Source organism: Micromonospora sp. NBC_01405, assembly GCF_045040155.1.
GTDB lineage: Bacteria > Actinomycetota > Actinomycetes > Mycobacteriales > Micromonosporaceae > Micromonospora.
Genome location: NZ_CP109532.1, coordinates 6,822,626 through 6,840,850 on the forward strand (window position 1 = coordinate 6,822,626; position 18,225 = coordinate 6,840,850).

13 protein-coding genes are annotated in these 18,225 nt (G+C 75.6%); 2 read left to right on the forward strand and 11 right to left on the reverse strand.

Going from position 1 to position 18,225, the window contains the following annotated elements; genetic code table 11:
- Nucleotides 1–74 precede the first annotated feature (74 nt).
- Nucleotides 75–2,198: a cellulose binding domain-containing protein gene (locus OG559_RS29310; protein WP_405109819.1), complete on the forward strand. Its 2,124-nt coding sequence runs from the start codon at nt 75–77 to the stop codon at nt 2,196–2,198.
- A gap of 275 nt (nt 2,199–2,473) precedes the next feature.
- Here the strand turns inward: OG559_RS29310 and OG559_RS29315 are convergent, their stop codons facing one another.
- The 7 genes from OG559_RS29315 to OG559_RS29345 all read right to left on the reverse strand — a co-directional run bounded on the left by OG559_RS29315 (nt 2,474) and on the right by OG559_RS29345 (nt 12,098).
- A complete protein-coding gene (locus OG559_RS29315) occupies nt 2,474–3,457 on the reverse strand; it encodes an NAD-dependent epimerase/dehydratase family protein (RefSeq protein WP_405109822.1) in 984 nt (327 codons plus the stop codon).
- Nucleotides 3,454–4,629: a cytochrome P450 gene (locus OG559_RS29320; protein ID WP_405109825.1), complete on the reverse strand. Its 1,176-nt coding sequence runs from the start codon at nt 4,627–4,629 to the stop codon at nt 3,454–3,456. The genes OG559_RS29315 and OG559_RS29320 overlap by 4 nt, the downstream gene beginning before the upstream one ends.
- 58 nt (nt 4,630–4,687) lie before the next feature.
- Nucleotides 4,688–6,178, reverse strand: coding sequence for a class I adenylate-forming enzyme family protein (locus OG559_RS29325; RefSeq protein ID WP_405109828.1), 1,491 nt, complete (start codon nt 6,176–6,178; stop codon nt 4,688–4,690).
- 33 nt (nt 6,179–6,211) lie between these two features.
- On the reverse strand, nt 6,212–6,949 hold the full coding sequence (locus OG559_RS29330; RefSeq protein ID WP_405109830.1) for a glycosyltransferase family 2 protein: 738 nt from the start codon (nt 6,947–6,949) through the stop codon (nt 6,212–6,214).
- Nucleotides 6,946–7,977: a 3-oxoacyl-ACP synthase III family protein gene (locus OG559_RS29335; protein ID WP_405109833.1), complete on the reverse strand. Its 1,032-nt coding sequence runs from the start codon at nt 7,975–7,977 to the stop codon at nt 6,946–6,948. The genes OG559_RS29330 and OG559_RS29335 overlap by 4 nt, the downstream gene beginning before the upstream one ends.
- A gap of 172 nt (nt 7,978–8,149) precedes the next feature.
- Nucleotides 8,150–9,298, reverse strand: a complete 1,149-nt coding sequence (locus OG559_RS29340) for a hypothetical protein (protein WP_405109836.1) — start codon at nt 9,296–9,298, stop codon at nt 8,150–8,152.
- Nucleotides 9,299–9,650: 352 nt separating this feature from the next.
- A complete protein-coding gene (locus OG559_RS29345) occupies nt 9,651–12,098 on the reverse strand; it encodes an ATP-binding protein (RefSeq protein ID WP_405109839.1) in 2,448 nt (815 codons plus the stop codon).
- A gap of 460 nt (nt 12,099–12,558) precedes the next feature.
- On the opposite strand from OG559_RS29345, the gene OG559_RS29350 reads away from it, so the two are divergent.
- Complete coding sequence (locus OG559_RS29350; RefSeq protein WP_405109842.1) at nt 12,559–13,791, forward strand: ATP-grasp domain-containing protein; 1,233 nt, start codon at nt 12,559–12,561, stop codon at nt 13,789–13,791.
- A gap of 130 nt (nt 13,792–13,921) precedes the next feature.
- Here OG559_RS29350 and OG559_RS29355 read toward each other — a convergent pair whose 3' ends face one another.
- From OG559_RS29355 to OG559_RS29370, 4 genes are all read right to left on the reverse strand, one after another.
- Nucleotides 13,922–14,794, reverse strand: a complete 873-nt coding sequence (locus OG559_RS29355; RefSeq protein WP_405109845.1) for a hypothetical protein — start codon at nt 14,792–14,794, stop codon at nt 13,922–13,924.
- A gap of 316 nt (nt 14,795–15,110) precedes the next feature.
- Nucleotides 15,111–15,962, reverse strand: coding sequence for a phosphatase PAP2 family protein (locus tag OG559_RS29360; RefSeq protein ID WP_405109848.1), 852 nt, complete (start codon nt 15,960–15,962; stop codon nt 15,111–15,113).
- Between the two features lie 152 nt (nt 15,963–16,114).
- On the reverse strand, nt 16,115–17,758 hold the full coding sequence (locus OG559_RS29365) for an MDR family MFS transporter (protein WP_405109851.1): 1,644 nt from the start codon (nt 17,756–17,758) through the stop codon (nt 16,115–16,117).
- Complete coding sequence (locus OG559_RS29370; protein ID WP_405109854.1) at nt 17,755–18,222, reverse strand: MarR family winged helix-turn-helix transcriptional regulator; 468 nt, start codon at nt 18,220–18,222, stop codon at nt 17,755–17,757. Before OG559_RS29370 ends, OG559_RS29365 begins: the two co-directional genes overlap by 4 nt.
- Between the last annotated feature and the right edge of the window lie 3 nt (nt 18,223–18,225).

An 18,225-nucleotide genomic window follows, 5' to 3' on the forward strand; every position in this document is an offset into this window, starting at 1 on the left:
GCGCACCCGCAGGTGCGAACCACCCGTCACCGGCCCGGGCGAGTCTCCGTCGTACCCACGAAGGAAACTCCACCATGCAGAACCCGATCAGCCCCGGGTGCCCCGCGCAGCCCCCACCGTCACGCCCGGCCCGGTCCGCCCGCCGCCGCTGGCCGGCCCTCGCCGCGAGCCTGCTGCTCGTCGCGGCGGCGTCGGCCACGGTCAGCCCGCCGAGCGTCAGCGCGGCGACCACCACCCCGGTCGCCGTCACCGTCAACGCGCGGGCGGGACTGGCGACCGTGCCGGACACCGCGCTGGGCGTCAACCAGGCCATCTGGGACCAGAACCTGGGCACCGACGAGACGTCGGACCTGTTGCGCGGCGCCGGCGTGAAGATGCTGCGGTACCCGGGCGGCTCGTACGCCGACATCTACCACTGGAAGAACCACACCGCCCCCGGCGGGTACGTCGCCCCCAACACCGACTTCGACACGTTCATGGCCGGGGCCCGGCGGGTCGGCGCCCAGCCGATGATCATCGCGAACTACGGCACCGGCACGCCGGCCGAGGCCGCCGACTGGGTGCGGTACGCCAACGTCACCAAGGGCTACGGCGCGAAGTACTGGGCGGTCGGCAACGAGAACTACGGAAACGGCCACTACGGGTCGGCCTGGGAGGCCGACGACCACCCCGACAAGAGCGCCACCCAGTACGCCCGGCTGGTCGTCGACTACGCCGACGCGATGAAGGCGGTCGACCCCACCATCAAGGTCGGCGCGGTGCTGACCATGCCGGGGAACTGGCCGGACGGCATCACCGCCGGCAGCGACCCGGGCCCGTGGAACCGGACCGTCCTCTCGCTCGCCGGGCCGAAGATCGACTTCGTCGACGTGCACTGGTACCCGGGCGGCAGCGCCGCCGAGTCGCTGGAGCGCACCGGCCACATCGACGACGCGACCCACCTGCTGCGGCAGCAGATCGCCCGGTACGCCGGGCCGAACCCGGGACGCATCGGCATCAGCTTCACCGAGCTGAACGTCGACGCGGGCCGGACCACCCAGCCGGCCGCGCTGTTCCTCGCCGACGCCTACAGCGACCTGCTGGAGAACGGCGTCTTCACGGTGCAGTGGTGGAACGTGCACAACGGCATCGGCACGGTCTCGCAGGTGGCGGGGCACACCGACTACGGCGACTTCGGCATCCTCTCCAGCGGGGGCTGCACCGCCGACGGGTCGGTCTGCGAGCCGCCGCTGAACACGCCGTTCGCGCCGTACCACGGGCTGTCCATGATGAACCTGTTCGCCCGGGCCGGCGACCAGTTCGTCCGCGCCGGCACCAACGAGCCGCTGGTCACCGCGCACGCCGCGCGCCGGGCCAACGGGGACCTCGCGGTGCTGCTGGTCAACAAGGACCCGGACAACGCGCACCCGGTCACCATCGACTACGCCGGGTTCACCCCGTCTGGCGCCGCGCCGACGGTGCACAGCCACACCAACGGCGCCACCGCCATCGCCACCGGCCAGTCGGGCAGCGCGACCAGCCGGGTCCTGCCGCCGTACTCGCTGACCACGCTCGTGCTGCGACCGGCCGGCGCGGTCACCGGGCAGCCCGGCGCGCCGGGCCAGCCCACCGCCGCCGCCGTCACCGACCGGGCCGCGACGATCTCCTGGCCCGCGGCCGCCCCGGGCCGCAGCCCGATCGCCAAGTACGAGGTGTACCGGCAGAACGGGGCGGTCAGCGAGCAGCTCGGCGAGACCTCGGCGACCTCGCTCACGGTCGGCAACCTCGTCCCCGGCGGCAGGTACACGGTCAACGTGCTGACCCGGGACACCGCCGGCCGGGTCTCCTGGTCCTCACCGCCGCTCACCTTCACCACCGGCAGCCCCGCCACCAGTTCGTGCGGTGTCCGCCTGACCGACACCTCGAACTGGGGCAACGGCTACGTCGGCGCCGTCGACATCGTCAACAACGGGGCCGCCCCGATCAACGGCTGGACGCTCACCTGGACCTGGCCCACCACCTGGCAGCAGGTGAACAGCGGCTGGAGCGCGAACTGGGAGCAGGTGGGCCGGACCGTCCGGGTCACCAACACCGCCGACAACCGGCAGATCGCCGGCGGCGGGGGCAGCACGAGCGCCGGCTTCGTCGGCTCGTACGGCGGCCCGAACGTCCTGCCGACCGCGTTCACCCTCAACGGCGTCGTCTGCACCACCCTGTGACGTCGCCGTCGGCCCGGGCCCGGCACCCGCCGGTCCCGGGCCGACGGTCTCACCCCGGCGGGTGCGGCCCCAGGGCCCCGGGCCCTCACCCCGTACACCATCAAGGAGCGCCATTTCCGACGCCAGGCCGGATCATGACTGACACATGAGAGATCTTGGAAGGAAATGGCCCCTCCAGGGGCCACTTCCTTCCAAGATCTCCGGTCATCCTAATGGGCGGGACGAAATTCCTGGGAGGTGGACAACTTCGGGCGAGTTCGGTAGGGAGGCGGCGATCAGTGCGCGGGACGGGGCTCCCGTGATGGCGGGACCGGCAGCGGGACGCCCAGGTGGTCGCCGAAGCGGTGAGCTGGCCGGTAGCCCTGCGCGCGCGCCCGGCTGATGTCCAGCACCATGGCCCGGGCGAGCTGGTCGACGGCGTACCGGGTCAGCACCGGCGCGCGGCAGGTCAGCCGGGACAACGCGGTCGCCGCGCCCGCCGCACCGGCGGCCAGGCCCACCGGCAGGTGCAGGAGCCGGGCCGGGGCACCCGTCGCGGCGAGCACCCCGCGCAGCACGGCATCACGCCAGTACGGTCGGTCGTCGGCGATGTTGTAGGCGCCGGCAGGCCAGCCGGTCGCCGCCAAACAGGCGTCGGCGAGATTCTGCACGGCGGTGAGGCTGAGCCGGACGTCGGGGCCGGGCACGGGCAGCCACCCGCCCCGGCGGGCCCGCAGCAGGCGGGGCAGCAGGTGCGGGTCGCCGGGCCCGTACACGGCGCGGGGGCGCAGCACGACGGCCCCGGCCGCCAGTGCGAGCCGCTCCCCGGCGGCCTTGGTGCGCCCGTACGCGGAGAGCTGCCCGTCGACCGGGTGGTCCTCGGTGACCAGGGTCGCTCCCCCCGGCCGGTAGACGCTGGCGCTGCTCACCCAGACCAGCGGGCGGCCCCCGGCGGCGGCGAGCAGCCGGGCCGTGCCGTCCACGTTGACCGCCCGGTAGGCGCGCTCGGCCGCCGGGCCGGGCACCGGGTCGCCGACGGCCGCGGCGAGGTGGATGACCAGGTCGGCCCCGGCGAGGTCGGGCACGTCGCGGCCGGCGTCCCACGGCACGTGCCGGCCCACCGGGCCGGGTCGCCGGCCGAGGCAGCACACCCGGGCCCCGGCCGCCTCGGCGGCCCGCGCCACGGCCGACCCGCAGAACCCGCTCGCGCCGGTGACCACCACCTCGGCGCCGTCGAGATTCGCCAACCCGCCGTGATCGTCGGTCCCGGTGCGGTTCACCGGCCGGCCCTGATCACCAGTCGCGCCCAGCCGGGCAGCGCCGCGCGCCCGTCGGCGCGGGCCCGCACCACGACCGGCCGGTACGGCGCCAGGGCGGCGAGGGTGTCGGCGAGCTGCGCGCGGGCCAGCCGGGCCCCCGGGCAGGAGTGCTGGCCCGCGCCGAAGACCAGCCGGGCGGTCCGGGCCGGCGCCGGCGCGGCGCAGTCCGGCCCGGCGCGGTGCGCCCCGGCGGCGTGCCGGGCGACCAGCAGCAGCCGGTCCCCGGCCCGGACCGGGCAGCCGGCCACGGTCGCGGCCCCGGCGGCGACCCGGGGCAGCACCGGGCTCGGCGCGGTGACCCGCAGCAGCTCGTCGACCAGGACGGCCCGGCTGCCGGCCGCGTCGACCCGGTCCCACAGCCGGTCGTCGGCGCACCAGGCGACCGCGCGCGGGATGCCGGACACGGTGGTGTTGACCGCGGCGAGCGCCAGCATGCCGGCCAGGCCGGCGTGCTCCGGCGGCAGGTCGAGCAGCTCGGCCAGGTCGGCGACGGCCCGGCGGGCGGCACGGGCCCGCCCGGGTGGGCGCGGGCCGGGGAGCTGCTCGGCGGCGGTCGTGGCGGCGGCATGGCGGGCCGCCTCGGCCAGCGCGACCGGGTCGGCGTCCACCCCGAGCAGCGCCGCCGTGGTGGCGCCGGCCAGCTCGGCGACCACGGGCACCAGGTCCACCGGTTCGCCTGCCCCCAGCGGGGCCAGCCGCCGCCGCAGCACCGCCGTCCAGATTGGACGCAGCCGGGCCACCCCGGCGGGGCCGAGGCCGTCGGTGAGGGCGCGGCGGGCCTGCCGGTGCTCGGGGCCCTGCTGGTCGAACAGGAGCCCGTCGGTGCCGAGCCGGTGGGCGGTGCCGCCCACGGTGCCGGCGGCGGCCCGGTCCAGGGGGGTCCGGGTGAGCGCGTCGAGGTAGCCGTCCGGGTCGTGCACCACGAGCGTCCGCCCCAGCCGCACCGCCGGCCAGCGCCGGGTGGCCGCGAGCAGGGTGAACAGCACCGGGTACCGCCGCAGGTAGACCCGGCGGTCCCGGCGTCGTCCCCGGCTCCGCGCAGGGCGCCGCGCGTCCCGGGCGGGGGCGTCGGCCGGCCCGTCAGCCACGGCGCCGACCGTCCACCAGGGCTCGCCCACGCGCCGGTCAGCCACGGCGTCGACCGTCCACCAGGGCTCGCGCACGCGCCCGGCGCGGGCGCCCCCTCGCCGGTCAGCCACGGCGTCGTCCGCCCGCCGGGGCACGCCGGTCGGTCGCAGCGGCGGCGAGGGTGGCCGCGGCGGCCCGGTCCGGCTTGCGGGAACGGCCCTTGGTCGGCACCGGGGCGAAGACCAGCGAGTCGGGCCGGGCGGCACCCATCCGGGCCAGGACCGGGCCGAGTGCGGCCCGCAGCCGGCCCGGGTCGGCGCCCGGCTCGGGCTCGACGACGGCGACGAGCCGTTCGTCGCCGTCCCCGGCCGGCACGCCGACCAGTACCGCCAGGTTGACCCCGGGGACGTGCAGGGCCGGCTCGTACAGGCCGGGGTAGATGTTCTCCGCGCCGCGCAGGATCATGTCCTTGCTCCGCCCGCCGAGGACGACCCGACCGCCGTCGAGCCGGGCGACGTCGCCGGTGTCCACCCACTCGTGCGGGGCCTCACCCAGGTAGCGGTGCGCCTGGCCGGGGCCGGTGAGCAGCAGCCGCCCGTCCGGCTCGACCCGGGTCCGCACGCCCGGCAGCGGCGCCCCGACGAGGTCCCCCTCGCCGGTGAAGGCGGCCTTCTCGCCGGCCTCGACGGCGGCGGCCGGGAAGAGTTCGGTCAGCGCGTACACCCCCCACGCCTGCTCGGCGCCGGCCCGCCGGAGCCGGGCGAGCAGGGCGGCGCTCACCGGCGCCGAGCCGCTGTAGAACCGGCCGGACAGCCGGGGCCGCCGGGCCAGCAGCGCCCGCAGCTGGGGCGGGGTGAGGTAGCTGGCCTGCGGGCGCAGCCGGGCCACCTGCCGGGCGAGCACCCGGGGCGACCGGGCCGGCAGGGCGACGGGGGCGCCGTTGGCCAGGGCGGGCACCAGGACGAAGAACATGCCGCCGAGCACCGGTTCGTCGGGTAGCGGCCGGACCAGGTCTGCGACGGCGCGCATCCCGGCGTCCAGCCCGGCCCGCCGGTGGACCACCGCCCGGGGGCTGCTGGTCGTGCCCGAGGTGAAGATGACGACGGCGTCGCCGTCCTGCCCGGTGCGGTCGGGCACCGGCCCCGACCGGGGGCCCAGTGCCGGGGCGCAGCCGGGCAGCCGACGGCCCACGGTACGCACCGGGCCCAGCTCGGCCAGCCGGGGCAGGGCCAGCTGGGCCCGGCCGGCCAGCGGTCGCGCCCACCCTGCGACCGCCTGCGCCGCCGCGTCGGCGACGACGAGGGCGGGGCGGGCCAGGGCCAGCCGCGCGGTGAGCACCTCGGGGCCGGCGCTGGGGTCGAGCACCGCCGCCCGCAGCCCGAGCCGGTGCGCGGCGAGCAGGATCGACAGCGCCCGGGGGCCGGGGCGGACCGCCACGCCGAGGGTGTCCCCGGCGGTCAGCCCGTGGTGGTGCAGGGCTGCGGCGTACCCGTCGGCGAGGTCGGCCAGCTCGCCACGGGTGGCGCGGATGCGGGGCCGGCCGGACCGGGCCGTGGTGAGCACCGCTGGCCGGTCAGGGTGGCGGCGCAGCGCGGCGGCCAGTTCGTCGAGCATCGGAAACTCGCTCTCCTGGTGCTGGGGTGTCGGTCAGCGGGGGTCCGGGGACAGCCGGCCGCTGCCCCGGTCCAGGTACCAGGCGGCGGTGCGGCGCAGGCCGTACGCCCGCAGCCGGCGGGTCGAGTTCTCCACCACCATGCTCCGGTCGTGGACGATGTCGCCGGTGTGGCGGCGTACCCGGTTGAGGAACTCCCGGTCGGTCGGCGACGGGCGGCGCGGCATGCCGCCGGCGCCGAGGTAGGCGGCCGGGGTGATCGCCATGTTGTTGCCGGCGTGCATCCGGTACGGGGCCAGGTGGCCGGGCCCCCGGTGGGCGGGCCGGAGCCGGCCGAAGGCGGCGGCGACGGCGACCAGGCCGCGGAACACCGCGCGGCCGAGCGGGCCGTGCTCGTCGCGGCGGGCCTCGATCCGGCCGCAGGCCATCGCCGCGCCGCCGGTGAGCGTGCGGCGGGCCGCCGCCACCCAGCCGGGCCGGGGCAGGCAGTCGGCGTCGGTACGGGCCAGCAGCGTCGCCCCGTGCGCGATGGCGTGCCGGAAGCCGGTGTCCACGGCGGCGCCGACGCCCCGCTGCTGCTCCTCGACCAGCAGGGTCGGCACCGGCGACCGGGCGGCGAACCGGCGAACCGCCTCGACGGTGCCGTCGGTGGAGGCGTTGTCCACCACCAGCAGGGTGAAGTCGAGGTCGGTCTGCCGGGACAGCGCGTCCAGGGTGGCCCCGATCCGGGCGGCCTCGTTGTAGGCGGGTACGACCACCCACAGCGCGGTCACGACTTCTCCCAGACCATGGTCATCACGCTGACGCCGCCGCCGAGGCCGATGAACAGCACCCGGTCGCCGGGGCGCAGCCCGGCGTCGACGCGGGCGAGCTGCACGCCGAGCGTGGCGCTGGCCAGGTTGCCCAGCTCGGCCACGGTGATCTCCAGCTTGTCCCGGGGTACGCCGGTCACCTCGACGAACCGGTCCAGGTAGGGCAGGGTGACCTGGTGGACCAGCACCCGGGCGTAGTCGGCCCAGTCCAGCCCGGTGCGGTGCCGGACCCGGTGCAGGATGTCCGTACCGATCTTCTCGAACACGTCGCGCAGCGCCCGCCCGTCGCCGGTGAAGTAGGTGTGCTCGTCGCCCCGGGGATGCCGGGAGCCGCCGCCGGGGATGCCGCCCACCGTCCAGTGCTCGGACCAGGTCTCGGTGTCGACGTCGACGATCCCGCCCCGGGCCACCGGTTCCACCAGCACGGCGGCCCCGGCGTCGCCGAACGTGTAGCCGGCGAAGGCGCTGCGGGCCTGGTCGAGGTCGGCGAGCTGCCAGCGCATCGCCCGGGTCGGTGTCTCGCCGGTCACCACCAGGGCGCGCCGGGCGCGGCCGGCGAGGACGGCCGACCGGGCCAGGTCGATGCCGTTGAGGAAGCTGTTGCAGGCGTTGGTGACGTCGAGGGCGTGCGCCCGGCCGCCCAGCTCCGCCTGCACGATGTGTGCGGTGGCCGGCTCGACGACGTCCCGGCTGGCGGAGGCGAACAGCAGCAGGTCCACCTCCTCCGGTTCGCGGCCGGCGGCGGCGAGCGCCTGTCGGGCGGCGCGGACCGCCAGGGTCGAGGCGTACTCCCCGTCGCCGGCCATCCGGCGGGAGGAGATGCCGGTGATCCGCGACAGCAGCCCGTCCGGCAGGTGCAGGCCGCTGGCCTCGGCGATGCGGCGGTGCAGTTCGGCGGTGGGCACGACATGGTCGGGCAGGCTGGTGCCGACGGCGGTGATGCCCACTCGTTCCCGGACGGAAGGCGGCGCTGACGTGGGGGCGATCATGCGTTGAGCTTGCCCAACGTCGCCGGCGGGCGGATGAGTAGGGGTGCTCATGTTCGCCGGGTGACCGAACGGACACGCCACCGCCCGGGCCCGGCCGCGCGGTGGCGGTGGACGGGCCCGGGCGGGCGTCGGGCGGCAGCCGTTCCGCGACCGGGTCGCGGGATCCGCCGGCCTACCGGTAGAGGGTGATCGCGACCTCGGCGCCGTACTGGATCGGCTGGGTGAGCGGCAGCGTCAAGGGCTCGCCCCACCACGGCGGCGGAGGCGGCGGCCGGCGCCACCACCAGTACAGCCACCACCAGAGGTCGTTGCCGCACCAGGCCGAGTAGAGGTAGTCGTCGACGGCCACGAGCGCCACCGGGCCGCCCGGTTTGGCGGCACCGGCCGCCGTCGTCACCGACTGCTGCCACCCGCCGGCCATGTTGGTCACCACCCGGACCGCGCCGTCGGAGCCGGCGAAGAACACGTTCGACGGGCCGCCGGTGAACTGTGCCGCCGCGAGGCGGGCGCCGGGCGGGGCCGCGCCGGCACCGGTGATCGCCACCGGCTGCCAGGGCTCGGGGCGCGGGCCGAGGGCGAAGCCCACCTGCCAGATCCGGCCGTCCAGACCGGTGACGTACGCCTTCACGCCGGCCGTGGCGGCCACGGCGACCCCGCCGCCGGGCGGCGCCAGGCCGGCCGGACCGGCCGGGATCGTCGCCCAGGTGCCGGCGGAGGTACGCCAGACCGAGGTCAGCGCGCCGTCGGCGCCGACGAAGACCACTCCCGGCATGGTGGACTGCCGGGTCGCGGCGACGACCGCCCCGGGCGGCGCGAGGCCGGGCGCGGACACCCGCTGGGGGCCGCCGCCGGGCCGCACCAGTCGGTTGTAGGAGGCGCTGTAGATCGCCCCGTCGGTGCCAGCGAAGAAGACGTGCAGGTAACCGGCCGAGTCGGTCACCGCGCTCACCTTGGCCCCGGGCGGGGCGAGGCCGGCCGCCCCGTCCCGGTACACGCTGATGTTGGAGGTGGCCGAGCTGGTGACGGCGGCGACGAGCCCGCCCTGGGTGCCGATGACGAACGCGGCGACGTTGCCGTCCGGCTGCTGGGCGGCGGCGACGCCCGCCCCCGGCGGGGCGACCGGCGTGCCGCCGAACGGGGTGATGCCGGCCGCCGACGCCAGGTAGAGGCGCCCGTCCTGGCCGACGGTGAAGCTGACGACCTGCGACGCCGCGGCCTGCGCGGCCCGCGCGGGTGGCGCCCCGGTCGAGGTGACGGTCAGAGCCAGTGCGGCTGCGACCGCCACCACGACGCGGGGGCGCCGGAAGCGGGTGGATATCACGATGTCCTCTCCGTTCGCCGGGTACCGGGAGGACAGGTTCTCGGCCCGGGCGAGGTCATCGCCAGAAACCGGCTGAACGGGTAGCCATCTGTGCGAACACCCATCCGGCGGAGCTCCGCAGCCGGCCGTCCGGCGCCCCGAGTCGCCCCTCCCGGCCACGCGCCCGCCCGCTCCCCGGGCTGCTGAGCAGGGGAAACCCGCGCCCGCATCAGCCCGCACGGCGTCCGGCGTCCGGGAATCCGCCGGACGGCCCGCGCTTGCGTCATCGTTCAGGCTGGGGCACCAGTCGCTGCGCCTGGTCAGCCCGGTCAGCCCGGGTCGGGCAGGATCCCGGCGGCCGGTGCGGGCGGGCTCAGGGAGCGCCCCGGGCGTCGGGGGCCAGCCTGGCCCGGACCTGGTCGGCGTCCGGGTGACCGAGCCGGTCGAGGATGTCGACCGCCCGACGCCAGGCGGTGCGGGCAGCCCCGGAAGCCCCGGCGGCGTGGCGGGTGTCGCCGAGGTGCGTCAGCGTGGTGGCCTCGAAGTAGCGCTCGCCGGCCTCCCGCCAGAGCGCGAGCGCGCGTTCGTAGCAGTCGACGGCCTCCGCGGCCTGGCCGAGGTGGTGGTGCGCGTAGCCGAGGCTGTCCCAGGCGTGGGCCTCCCAGTAGCGGTTGCCGGCGCGCTGCTGCTGGGCGAGGGCCCGGCGGCAGTAGTCGAGCGCGCGCCGGTGGTCCCCGAGCTGGATGTGGTACCAGCCGATGTTGTTGAGCGCGTTGCCCTGACCGTAGGCGTGACCCGCGGTCTCGAACAGGTCGAAGGCGCGTTGCGCGTGCCCGAGGGCCTGCCGGTGGTGGCCCTGCCGTTCAGCCATGATGCCGAGGTTGAGCTGGGTCCGGGCGCTGCCGACGTGGTCGCCGAGCGCACCGTGCAGGTCGAGGGCCTGCTCCAGGTGCGCACGGGCCTCGTCGTGGGCGCCCAGCCGCAGGCACGCCACGGCGCGGTTGCGGTGCGCCCGGGCCTGGCCGTTGCGGTCGCCCGCCTGCACGGCGGCGCGCAGCGCCAACTGCTGAGCGGTCGACTGGTCCTGCCAGGCCCCCACCCGGTCGAGGTAGGTGTTGACGCTCCAGGCGAGTTGCCAGGCGTGAGCCCCGAAGCCGTTGCCTGCGGCGAGGGCGACGGCGGCGAGCAGCACCCGGTGCTCGGCGGTGAGCCAGGCCCACGCCTCGTCGCGGTCGCGCAGCTCCGGCAGCGCCGCACCGGGGTCCGCCGCCGGCAGGTCGATGTGGTCGCGGTGCCGGTAGAGCAGCAGATCCGCGGCGTGGGCGGTGTGCAGGTAGTGGTCGAGCAGCCGGCCCAGCGCGGCCCGCCGCACGAGCTCGGGGTCGGTGGTCCGGGTCAGCTCGGCGGCGTACACGGCGAGGAGGTCGTGCAGGGCGTACCGGCCCGGGGTGGGCTCGGCGAGCAGGTTCGCCCGGGTCAAGGTCGCCAGCGGTTCCCGAACCCGCGCGGCGGTGGTGGCCGCGAGGCTGGCGGCGGCCGCGACGGACAGGTCCGGGCCGGGGTGCAGCCCGAGCAGCCGGAACAGCGCCGCCGCGGCCGGCTCCAGGCTCTGGTACGACCAGGACAGCACCGACCGCACGTCGGCGGCGGCCTCCCCGCCGGAGAACCCGTCGAGGCTGCCCCGCGTGTCGTCCAACTCGTCGGCGAGCCGGGCGAGGGGGAACTCCGGCTGGGTGGCGGCCCGCGCGGCGACGACGGCCAGGGCCAGCGGCAGCCCCGCCGACGCCCCGACGATGCGGTCCACCGCGTCCGGCTCGTCGGCCACCCGGGCCGCGCCGAGGCGTCGGGACAGCAACTCGCGGGCCTCGGCTGCGGACAGCAGGTCCAGGGCGAGCGGGTGGGCGCCCTGGACGGCGACGAGGCCCGGCATCCGGTGCCGGCTGGTCACCAGTACCAGACAGCCCGGCGAGCCGGGCAACAGTGGTCGCACCTGGTCGGCGTCGCGCGCGTTGTCCAGCAGCACGAGCATCCGCCGGCCGGCCAGCAGGCTGCGGAAGAGCCCGGCCTGGGCGGCGAGTCCGGTCGGGATCCGCTCCGGCGGCACCGCGAGCGCCTCCAGGAATCCGCCCAGCGTCTCCGCCGGGCTCGTCGTCCTCCCGTCGGGGTCGAACCCGCGCAGGTTGACGTAGAGCTGCCCGTCCGGAAACCGGTCGGCCACCTGGTGTGCCCAGTGCACGGCGAGGGCGGTCTTGCCGACCCCCGCCGTCCCGCCGATCGCGGAGATCAGCACCGGGCCCGGGGCAGCGGCCGGGTCGGCCAGCAGCGCGGTCAGCGCGGCGAGCTGGGACGCCCGCCCCACGAAGTGCGGCACCGCCGCGGGCAGTTGCCGGGGCACCATCCACTGCCCGGGCGTCCCCCGGTCCCGGCCGACCGGCTCGGGCGGCGACGCGGCCCGGGCCCGGCGGCCGAGTTGGGCCCGGGCTGCGCCGCCGAGCCGGTCGCCGGCCCGTGCGGCGTCGGCCGCCCGCAACAGACGCCAGTGCGCGTCCTCCCACCGGGCGAGTTCCGTCAGCTCCGCCGGCAGCCGGGCGCCGACCTGCTCGGCGTGGGCGCGGCAGGCGCCGACGTACGCGACGACGAAGTCCCACTCGGGCAGGGACTTGGCGTTGAGCTTGTCGCTGAGGGTGGACCGGGCGAGCGGCCTCCCCAGCCCGGCTGCGACCGCGACCAGCGTGTTCAACGACGGTCCCCCGGCGAGCGTCCGGAGCCGCGTGAGCTCGCCGACGAACACCACGAGCGCGTCCCGACCGGTCTCCCCCACGTCCCACCTTCCCGACGCACGGACGAGCTTCGATGAGCTGGGGTCAGCGTAGCCACCCGGGGCCGGTGCTGTCCCGACCGCCGGTGGCCCGCCGAGGAATGGCCGACCACCGCCGCCAAGGCTCCGGCCGCCCGCCCGCGGACGGGCTCCGGTCACCACAGTGGACGGGCGACCGGAGACGCCGCGGTTTCCGCGCGGCCAGGCCTGCAGCAGCACGCTGGGACGGCGGTCGCGTCGGGGCGTCGGTGACTGCCGGACAGCGGACAGCGAGGCCGCCCCTGAGCCGCTACCGTAAACGGTGCTCCTGCGGTCTGGTGCTCCCCCGAGTCCCTGACGAGCCGGGTGGGCGGTGCGACTGATGCGGCCGGCCGTGACGGCCACGGGTTGCTTGTCGTCGGTCGGGCCATCGCGGTGGCCCTCGGCTTCGCCGCCGCCCCCGCCACGACGAAGGAGAACCGGCATGAAACCCCAGCTTCTGGTGGTGACCCCCGGCGGACAGTGGTTCCGGGAGTACCTGCTGAACAGCATCAGCCAGGACTACCGGGTGCACCTGTTCTGCGACCGGGAACCGGCCTGGGAACGGGAGTACCTGCACGGCTGGACGTTGCTGAACACCCTGGACGTGGACGCCATGACCGCCGCCGCCCACGCTGTGTCGGCCGAGAACCGCATCGACGGGGTGATCTGCTGGGACGAGACCCGGATCCTGGGCGCCTCGCGGGTGGCCGAGGCGCTCGGGCTGCCCGGCGGCGACCCCGAGGTGGTGGCCCGCTGCCGGGACAAGCACCGCACCCGGCTGGCGCTGGCCGCCCGGAACGTGCCGCAGCCACGCTCGCTGCCGGTCGCCGACGTCGACGCGGCGCTGGCCGCCGGCCGGTCGACCGGCTACCCGGCCGTGCTGAAGCCCCGCGCGCTGGGCGGCAGCATCGGGGTCACGGTGGTGCGCTCGCCGGCCGAGGTGGCCACCGGGTTCGCGATCGCGGACACCGGCCACGCCGCGCTGCCCGAGGTCCCGGCCGACGACTGGGGGATCCTGTGGGAGGAGTACGCCGACGGGCCGGAGATCAGCGTTGACGCGGCGGTGTTCCGGGGCGAGGTGCGGCCGATCTGCGTGGGCCACAAGCAGCTCGGCTTCGCGCCGTACTGCGAGGAGGTCGGCCACCTCGTCGACGGCGCCGACCCGTTGCTGACCGATCCGGAGCTGCTCGCCGTGCTGCGGGACACCCACGCCGCGCTCGGCTTCACCGACGGCATGACGCACACCGAGCTGCGGCTGACCGCCGCCGGCCCCCGGGTGATCGAAGTCAACGCGCGCGTCGGCGGCGACCTGATCCCGTACCTGGGGCTACTCGTCGGCGGAACCGACCCGGGGCTGGCGGCGGCGGCGATCGCCTGCGGCCGGCAGCCGCACACGGTGCAGCCGGCGGCCCGGGTCGCGGCGATCAGGTTCTTCTACCCGGAGCACGACGACACGGCCGTCGGGTCGGTGCACGTCGACGGCGGCCTGCCGCCCGCGGTCGACCGGTTCGTCGTGCTGGCCGAGCCGGGCGCCACACTGTCGCCGCCGCCGAAGGGCACGATGGTGGGCCGGGTCGCCTACGCCACGGTCGTGGCCGACGACCGCCAGGGGTGCCTGGCAGCGCTGGACGCGGTGCAGGAGCGCCTGCGCATCCTGCCGCCGGACGCCGCCTGACCCGCCCTCGCCGGTCAGGACGCGGTCGGCGCCGATTCGGCGGCGGGGCCACCGACGAGCGGGGTGCCGGGCTGGTCGCCCGGACCGGGGAGGGGCGGTGTCCCGCCCCTCCCCGGTCCGGTGGGCCGACTCAGGACAGGAACTTGTCCAGCGCCGCCTCGATGCTGCCGCTGTCCGGCGCCGCGTAGGACTTCATGGTGGCCTTGTTGTACGAGATGAAGCTCGGGCAACGGTTGGCCGGGGCGTTCACGGTGCCGCCGTCGCCGATCTTCTCGCCGGTCTTCGCCGCGTAGAACGTCAGCGTGTAGCGCGAGGAGATGTAGGAGACGCTCACGGTCTTGCCCGCGCTGTCCTTGTAGTTGCACTCCTTGGGCGCGCCCTCGCTGCCGTCCACGACCTTCAGGCACCCGACCACGGACACCGTCTGGAAGTCGGCCGACTTGGCGTAGTACGGCTTGTTCGAGCTCACCGACTTCGACGACCAGGACGACGGCCGGTCAGGAGAGTTCGAGAAGGCGTACGCCTTGGCGCCGGACGGGCCGTTGTACGCTGCCGCGTTCAGGATCTGGCCGCCGTCGCAGACCGCGGACAGCTCGCTGGAGTAGCGGGCGGTCACCCCGTTGTTGTTGTTCGGCTGCTCCTGCGACTCGGACGGCTGCGGCTCCGCCGAGGTGTCCGTGCTCGGCTGCGGGCCGGCGGTGGGGTTCGCGGGCGTGGACGCGGACGCGATCGGCTTGGGGTCATCGTCGTCCCCGTTGACGAGGAAGAGCCCGATGCCGGCGCCGCACAGCGCGAGCAGGACGACCACGGCGGCGCCCACGGACAGCCCGATGACCAGCCCTCGGTTCGACTTCTGCGGCGGCGGCACGGGGGTGGCGAACTGCGGCGGCGGCTGGCCGTAGGCGGGGTATCCACCCGGCTGAGCCGGTGGGGCCGGCGGCCCGCTCCACGGAGTGACGTTCGGGTCCGGCTGCCCTCCGTACGGAGGTTGACTGTGGGTCATCTGAAGCCCTTATCGCTGTCGACGGGTGCCCATGCACGATGAACATGAACAGGGTAGTGAGCCGCACAAGCCCGGGCACCTACCGGCTACCGCGACGGGCCACCATCGGCCCGAATGGGCCGCAGTCCGTCACTCTGCGCAGACAGGGCTGAGCAGTTCCGTGTCCGTCCCCAGTGCCGCCGGGGGGGCACCGGGGACCCGGTGACGCCCGCTGGCAAAGGGAATCCGCGCCGTGGGACCATTCGCCTCGGGCGCCGGTGGGCCGACTGCAGGCTGTGACGAAAGTTACTGGGCTCGAATTCCCCGGCCGACGCCCTCACCGCGCCCGTACTCGCCGCCGCGCACCGCGACGGGACGCCGCCCGGCACCGGGCCGGCCCCGCCGTCCGGCCCGGAGCGGCGGGGTCGCTCCGGGGTCCGCCGGCGGGCCGGCGGGCGGGGACAGGCCCGGGCAGCAGGAACAGGACCAGGGCGAGCAGGGCGGCGGCCACGACGCCGTCCAGCCAGTAGTGGTTGCCCGTGCCGACGACGACCAGCACCGTGGCGATCGGGTGCGCCAGCCACAGCCAGCGCCACCGCCCGGCGGTGGCCGCGACGAGCGCGACGGCTACGGCGACGGCCCAGCCGACGTGCAGGGATGGCATGGCGGCGTACTGGTTGCTCAGCTCGTCGGCGCCGGGTGCGCCGTAGACGGCGGGCCCGTACCGGCTGCCGGTGTCGACCATTCCGGTCAGCGGGGTCAGCCGGGGCGGAGCCAGCGGCACGAGCAGGTGCAGGGCCAGCGCGGCGGCGGTCAGCCCGGCCAGCGCTCGGCGCGTCCAGCGGTAGTGCGCGGGGCGGCGCAGGTACAGCCACACCAGGCACGCCGCCGTGGCCGGGAAGTGCACGTAGGCGTAGTAGCTGTTGGCCAGGCGCACCGGCAGGTCGCCCGCGAGCAGCGGGAGCTGGAGGGCGGCCTCGCTGGGCAGCCGGAGCAGCCGCTCCAGGCGCCAGATGAACTCCCCGTTCTCCACCGCGGTCGCCGCCCGGCCGACCACGGCGACGCGAGCCACCTTGTACGCCAGGAACAGCACGGCCACGAGCGTCAGCTCGCGCATCGCCCGGTGCAGCGGGCCGCGCCGCCGGCCGGGCACCGCGAGCGGAGCCGGTGCGGCCTCGGCAGTTTCCACGGGTCCCTCGACTCGGTCACGGCCGTGGGTGACGGCCCTCGCTAAGCGGATCGGCAGCGTACGCCCGCCCCGGCGCTCCACACAGGCCGGGGCCGCCACCGTCGTCGGACGGTGGCGGCCTCGGGTATGTACGTCAGGCGCCGGGTCGTACGTCAGGCGCCTGCGGCGGGTGGGCGCCTCGTCCCGCCGGAGCCGACGCTCACCTGGTCGGAGGCGGGCGCGCCGTCGACGGCGTCGGCACCGACGGCCGCCGACCTTACCGGGTCGGGCAGGTCGAGGCTCGTGCGCAGGTTGACGGGCTTGAGCAGGAGCGCCGCGATGATGCCGACGACGGCGATGGCGGCCGAGATGAGGAAGATGTGCCCGGTGGCGTCGCCGTACGCCGCGCGGATGATGTTCGCCACGGGCTCGGGCAGGACCTCGAGGTTGAGGCTGCCGCCCCCACTGCCGGATGCGGGGATCCCCGCGGCGGTGAGGTCGTGGGTGACCTGGTCGCTGACCCGGCGGGCGAGGACGGCGCCGAGCACGGAGACGCCGATGGTGCCGCCGAGGGAACGGAAGAACGCGACGGTGGAGCTGGCCGCGCCGATGTCCTTGAGCGCCACGGTGTTCTGCACGGCTAGGACGAGGTTCTGCATGGTCATGCCGACGCCGGTGCCGACGATGAACATGGCCACGCCGACCAGGACGAGCGACGTTTCGTGGTCGATGGTGCCGAGCATGCCGAACCCGATGACGAGGACGACCGCCCCGAAGACGATGTACGGCTTGAGCTTGCCGGAGTTGGTGATCATGCGGCCGGCGATGATGGACGAGCCGAGGACGCCGGCCATCATCGGGATGGTGAGCAGGCCCGCCTCGGTGGGGCTGTAGCCGCGCCCGATCTGGAAGTACTGGCCGAGGAAGACGGCGCCGCCGAACATGGCCATGCCGACCGCGAGGCTGCCGAGGATGGCGAGGGCCGTGGTGCGTTGCCGGATGATGCTGAGCGGGACGACCGGCTCGGCCGCCCGCGACTCGACCCAGACAGCCAGGCCCAGCAGGAGGACGGTGCCGCCGACCATCGCGCCGGACTGCCAGGACACCCACGCGAACGAGCTGTCGACGAACGAGATCCAGATCAGCAGCACGCTGACGCCGGCGGCGATCAGGCTCGCGCCCAGGTAGTCGATCTTGACGTTCTCGCGCCGGACGGTGGGCAGCCGCAGGGTCATCTGGAGCAGGACCAGCGCGATCGCGGCGACGGGCACGCCGACGAAGAAGCACCAGCGCCAGCCGAGCCAGGACGTGTCGACGATGAGCCCGCCGAGCAACGGTCCGCCGACCGTCGCGACGGCCATCACGCCACCGAGGTAGCCGTTGTACCGGCCGCGCTCGCGGGGCGGGATCATCGCCGCGATGGCGACCTGGACGAGGGCCTGCAGGCCGCCGACGCCGATGCCCTGGAACGCGCGGGCGGCGATGAGCTGGCCGGCGCTCTGCGCGAAGCCGGCGACCACCGAGCCGACCAGGAAGACGACGATGGCTACCTGCACCAGGGTCTTCTTGTTGAACAGGTCGGCCAACTTGCCCCAGATCGGGGTGGTGGCCGTCGCGGTGAGCAGGGTGGCCGTGACCACCCAGGTGTACTGGATCTGCGAGCCGTCCAACGCCCCGATGATCTTCGGCAGCGCCGTCGAGACGACGGTGCCGCTCAGCATGGCGACGAAGAGCACCAGCAGCAGTCCGCTGAGTGCCTCCAGCGTCTGCCGATGGGTCATCGGCGCGTCTGCCGCCGTGGTGGTGGGTGCGCTCATCGCGCGTCCTCCAGGTTGTCGTTGGTTTCGAGGGCGACATCGAGGTCGCGGGTGAACCGGCCGAGTGCGGCGCACAGCGCCGCCACCTCGCCGGGGGTCCAGTCGGCGAGCGCCCGCCCGATCAGTTCGGCGTACCAGCCGTGGGCGTCGGCCAGGGCGCTCTGGCCCTTCGGGGTGGTGGCCAGCCAGCTGGCCCGCCGGTCGGCCGGGTCGGTACGCCGCTCGACCAGGCCGTGCGAGACGAGCGAGGCGACGGCGCGGCTGACGGTCGACGGGTCGAGCCCGGTGCGGGAGGCCAACTCCCTGGCATGGCAGCCGGTGGCGGCCTGGTCGATCTGGATGAGCATGCCGACCAGGCCGATCGGCACGGACGGCCGGTCGTCGGCCCGCCGCTGCTTGATCATCCGCACGCTCTTGAGCAGGCCGAACATCCGTAACACGAGTTCACGGGCGGTGGTTTCCACGCT

Bases quoted from the DNA above. Each gene is read 5' to 3' on its own strand.
- OG559_RS29310 (WP_405109819.1), top strand. From the start codon at position 75: ATGCAGAACCCGATCAGCCCCGGGTGCCCCGCGCAGCCCCCACCGTCA.
- OG559_RS29325 (WP_405109828.1), bottom strand. From the start codon at position 6,178: ATGCTCGACGAACTGGCCGCCGCGCTGCGCCGCCACCCTGACCGGCCA.
- OG559_RS29335 (WP_405109833.1), bottom strand. From the start codon at position 7,977: ATGATCGCCCCCACGTCAGCGCCGCCTTCCGTCCGGGAACGAGTGGGC.
- OG559_RS29350 (WP_405109842.1), top strand. From the start codon at position 12,559: ATGAAACCCCAGCTTCTGGTGGTGACCCCCGGCGGACAGTGGTTCCGG.
- OG559_RS29355 (WP_405109845.1), bottom strand. From the start codon at position 14,794: ATGACCCACAGTCAACCTCCGTACGGAGGGCAGCCGGACCCGAACGTC.
- OG559_RS29365 (WP_405109851.1), bottom strand. From the start codon at position 17,758: ATGAGCGCACCCACCACCACGGCGGCAGACGCGCCGATGACCCATCGG.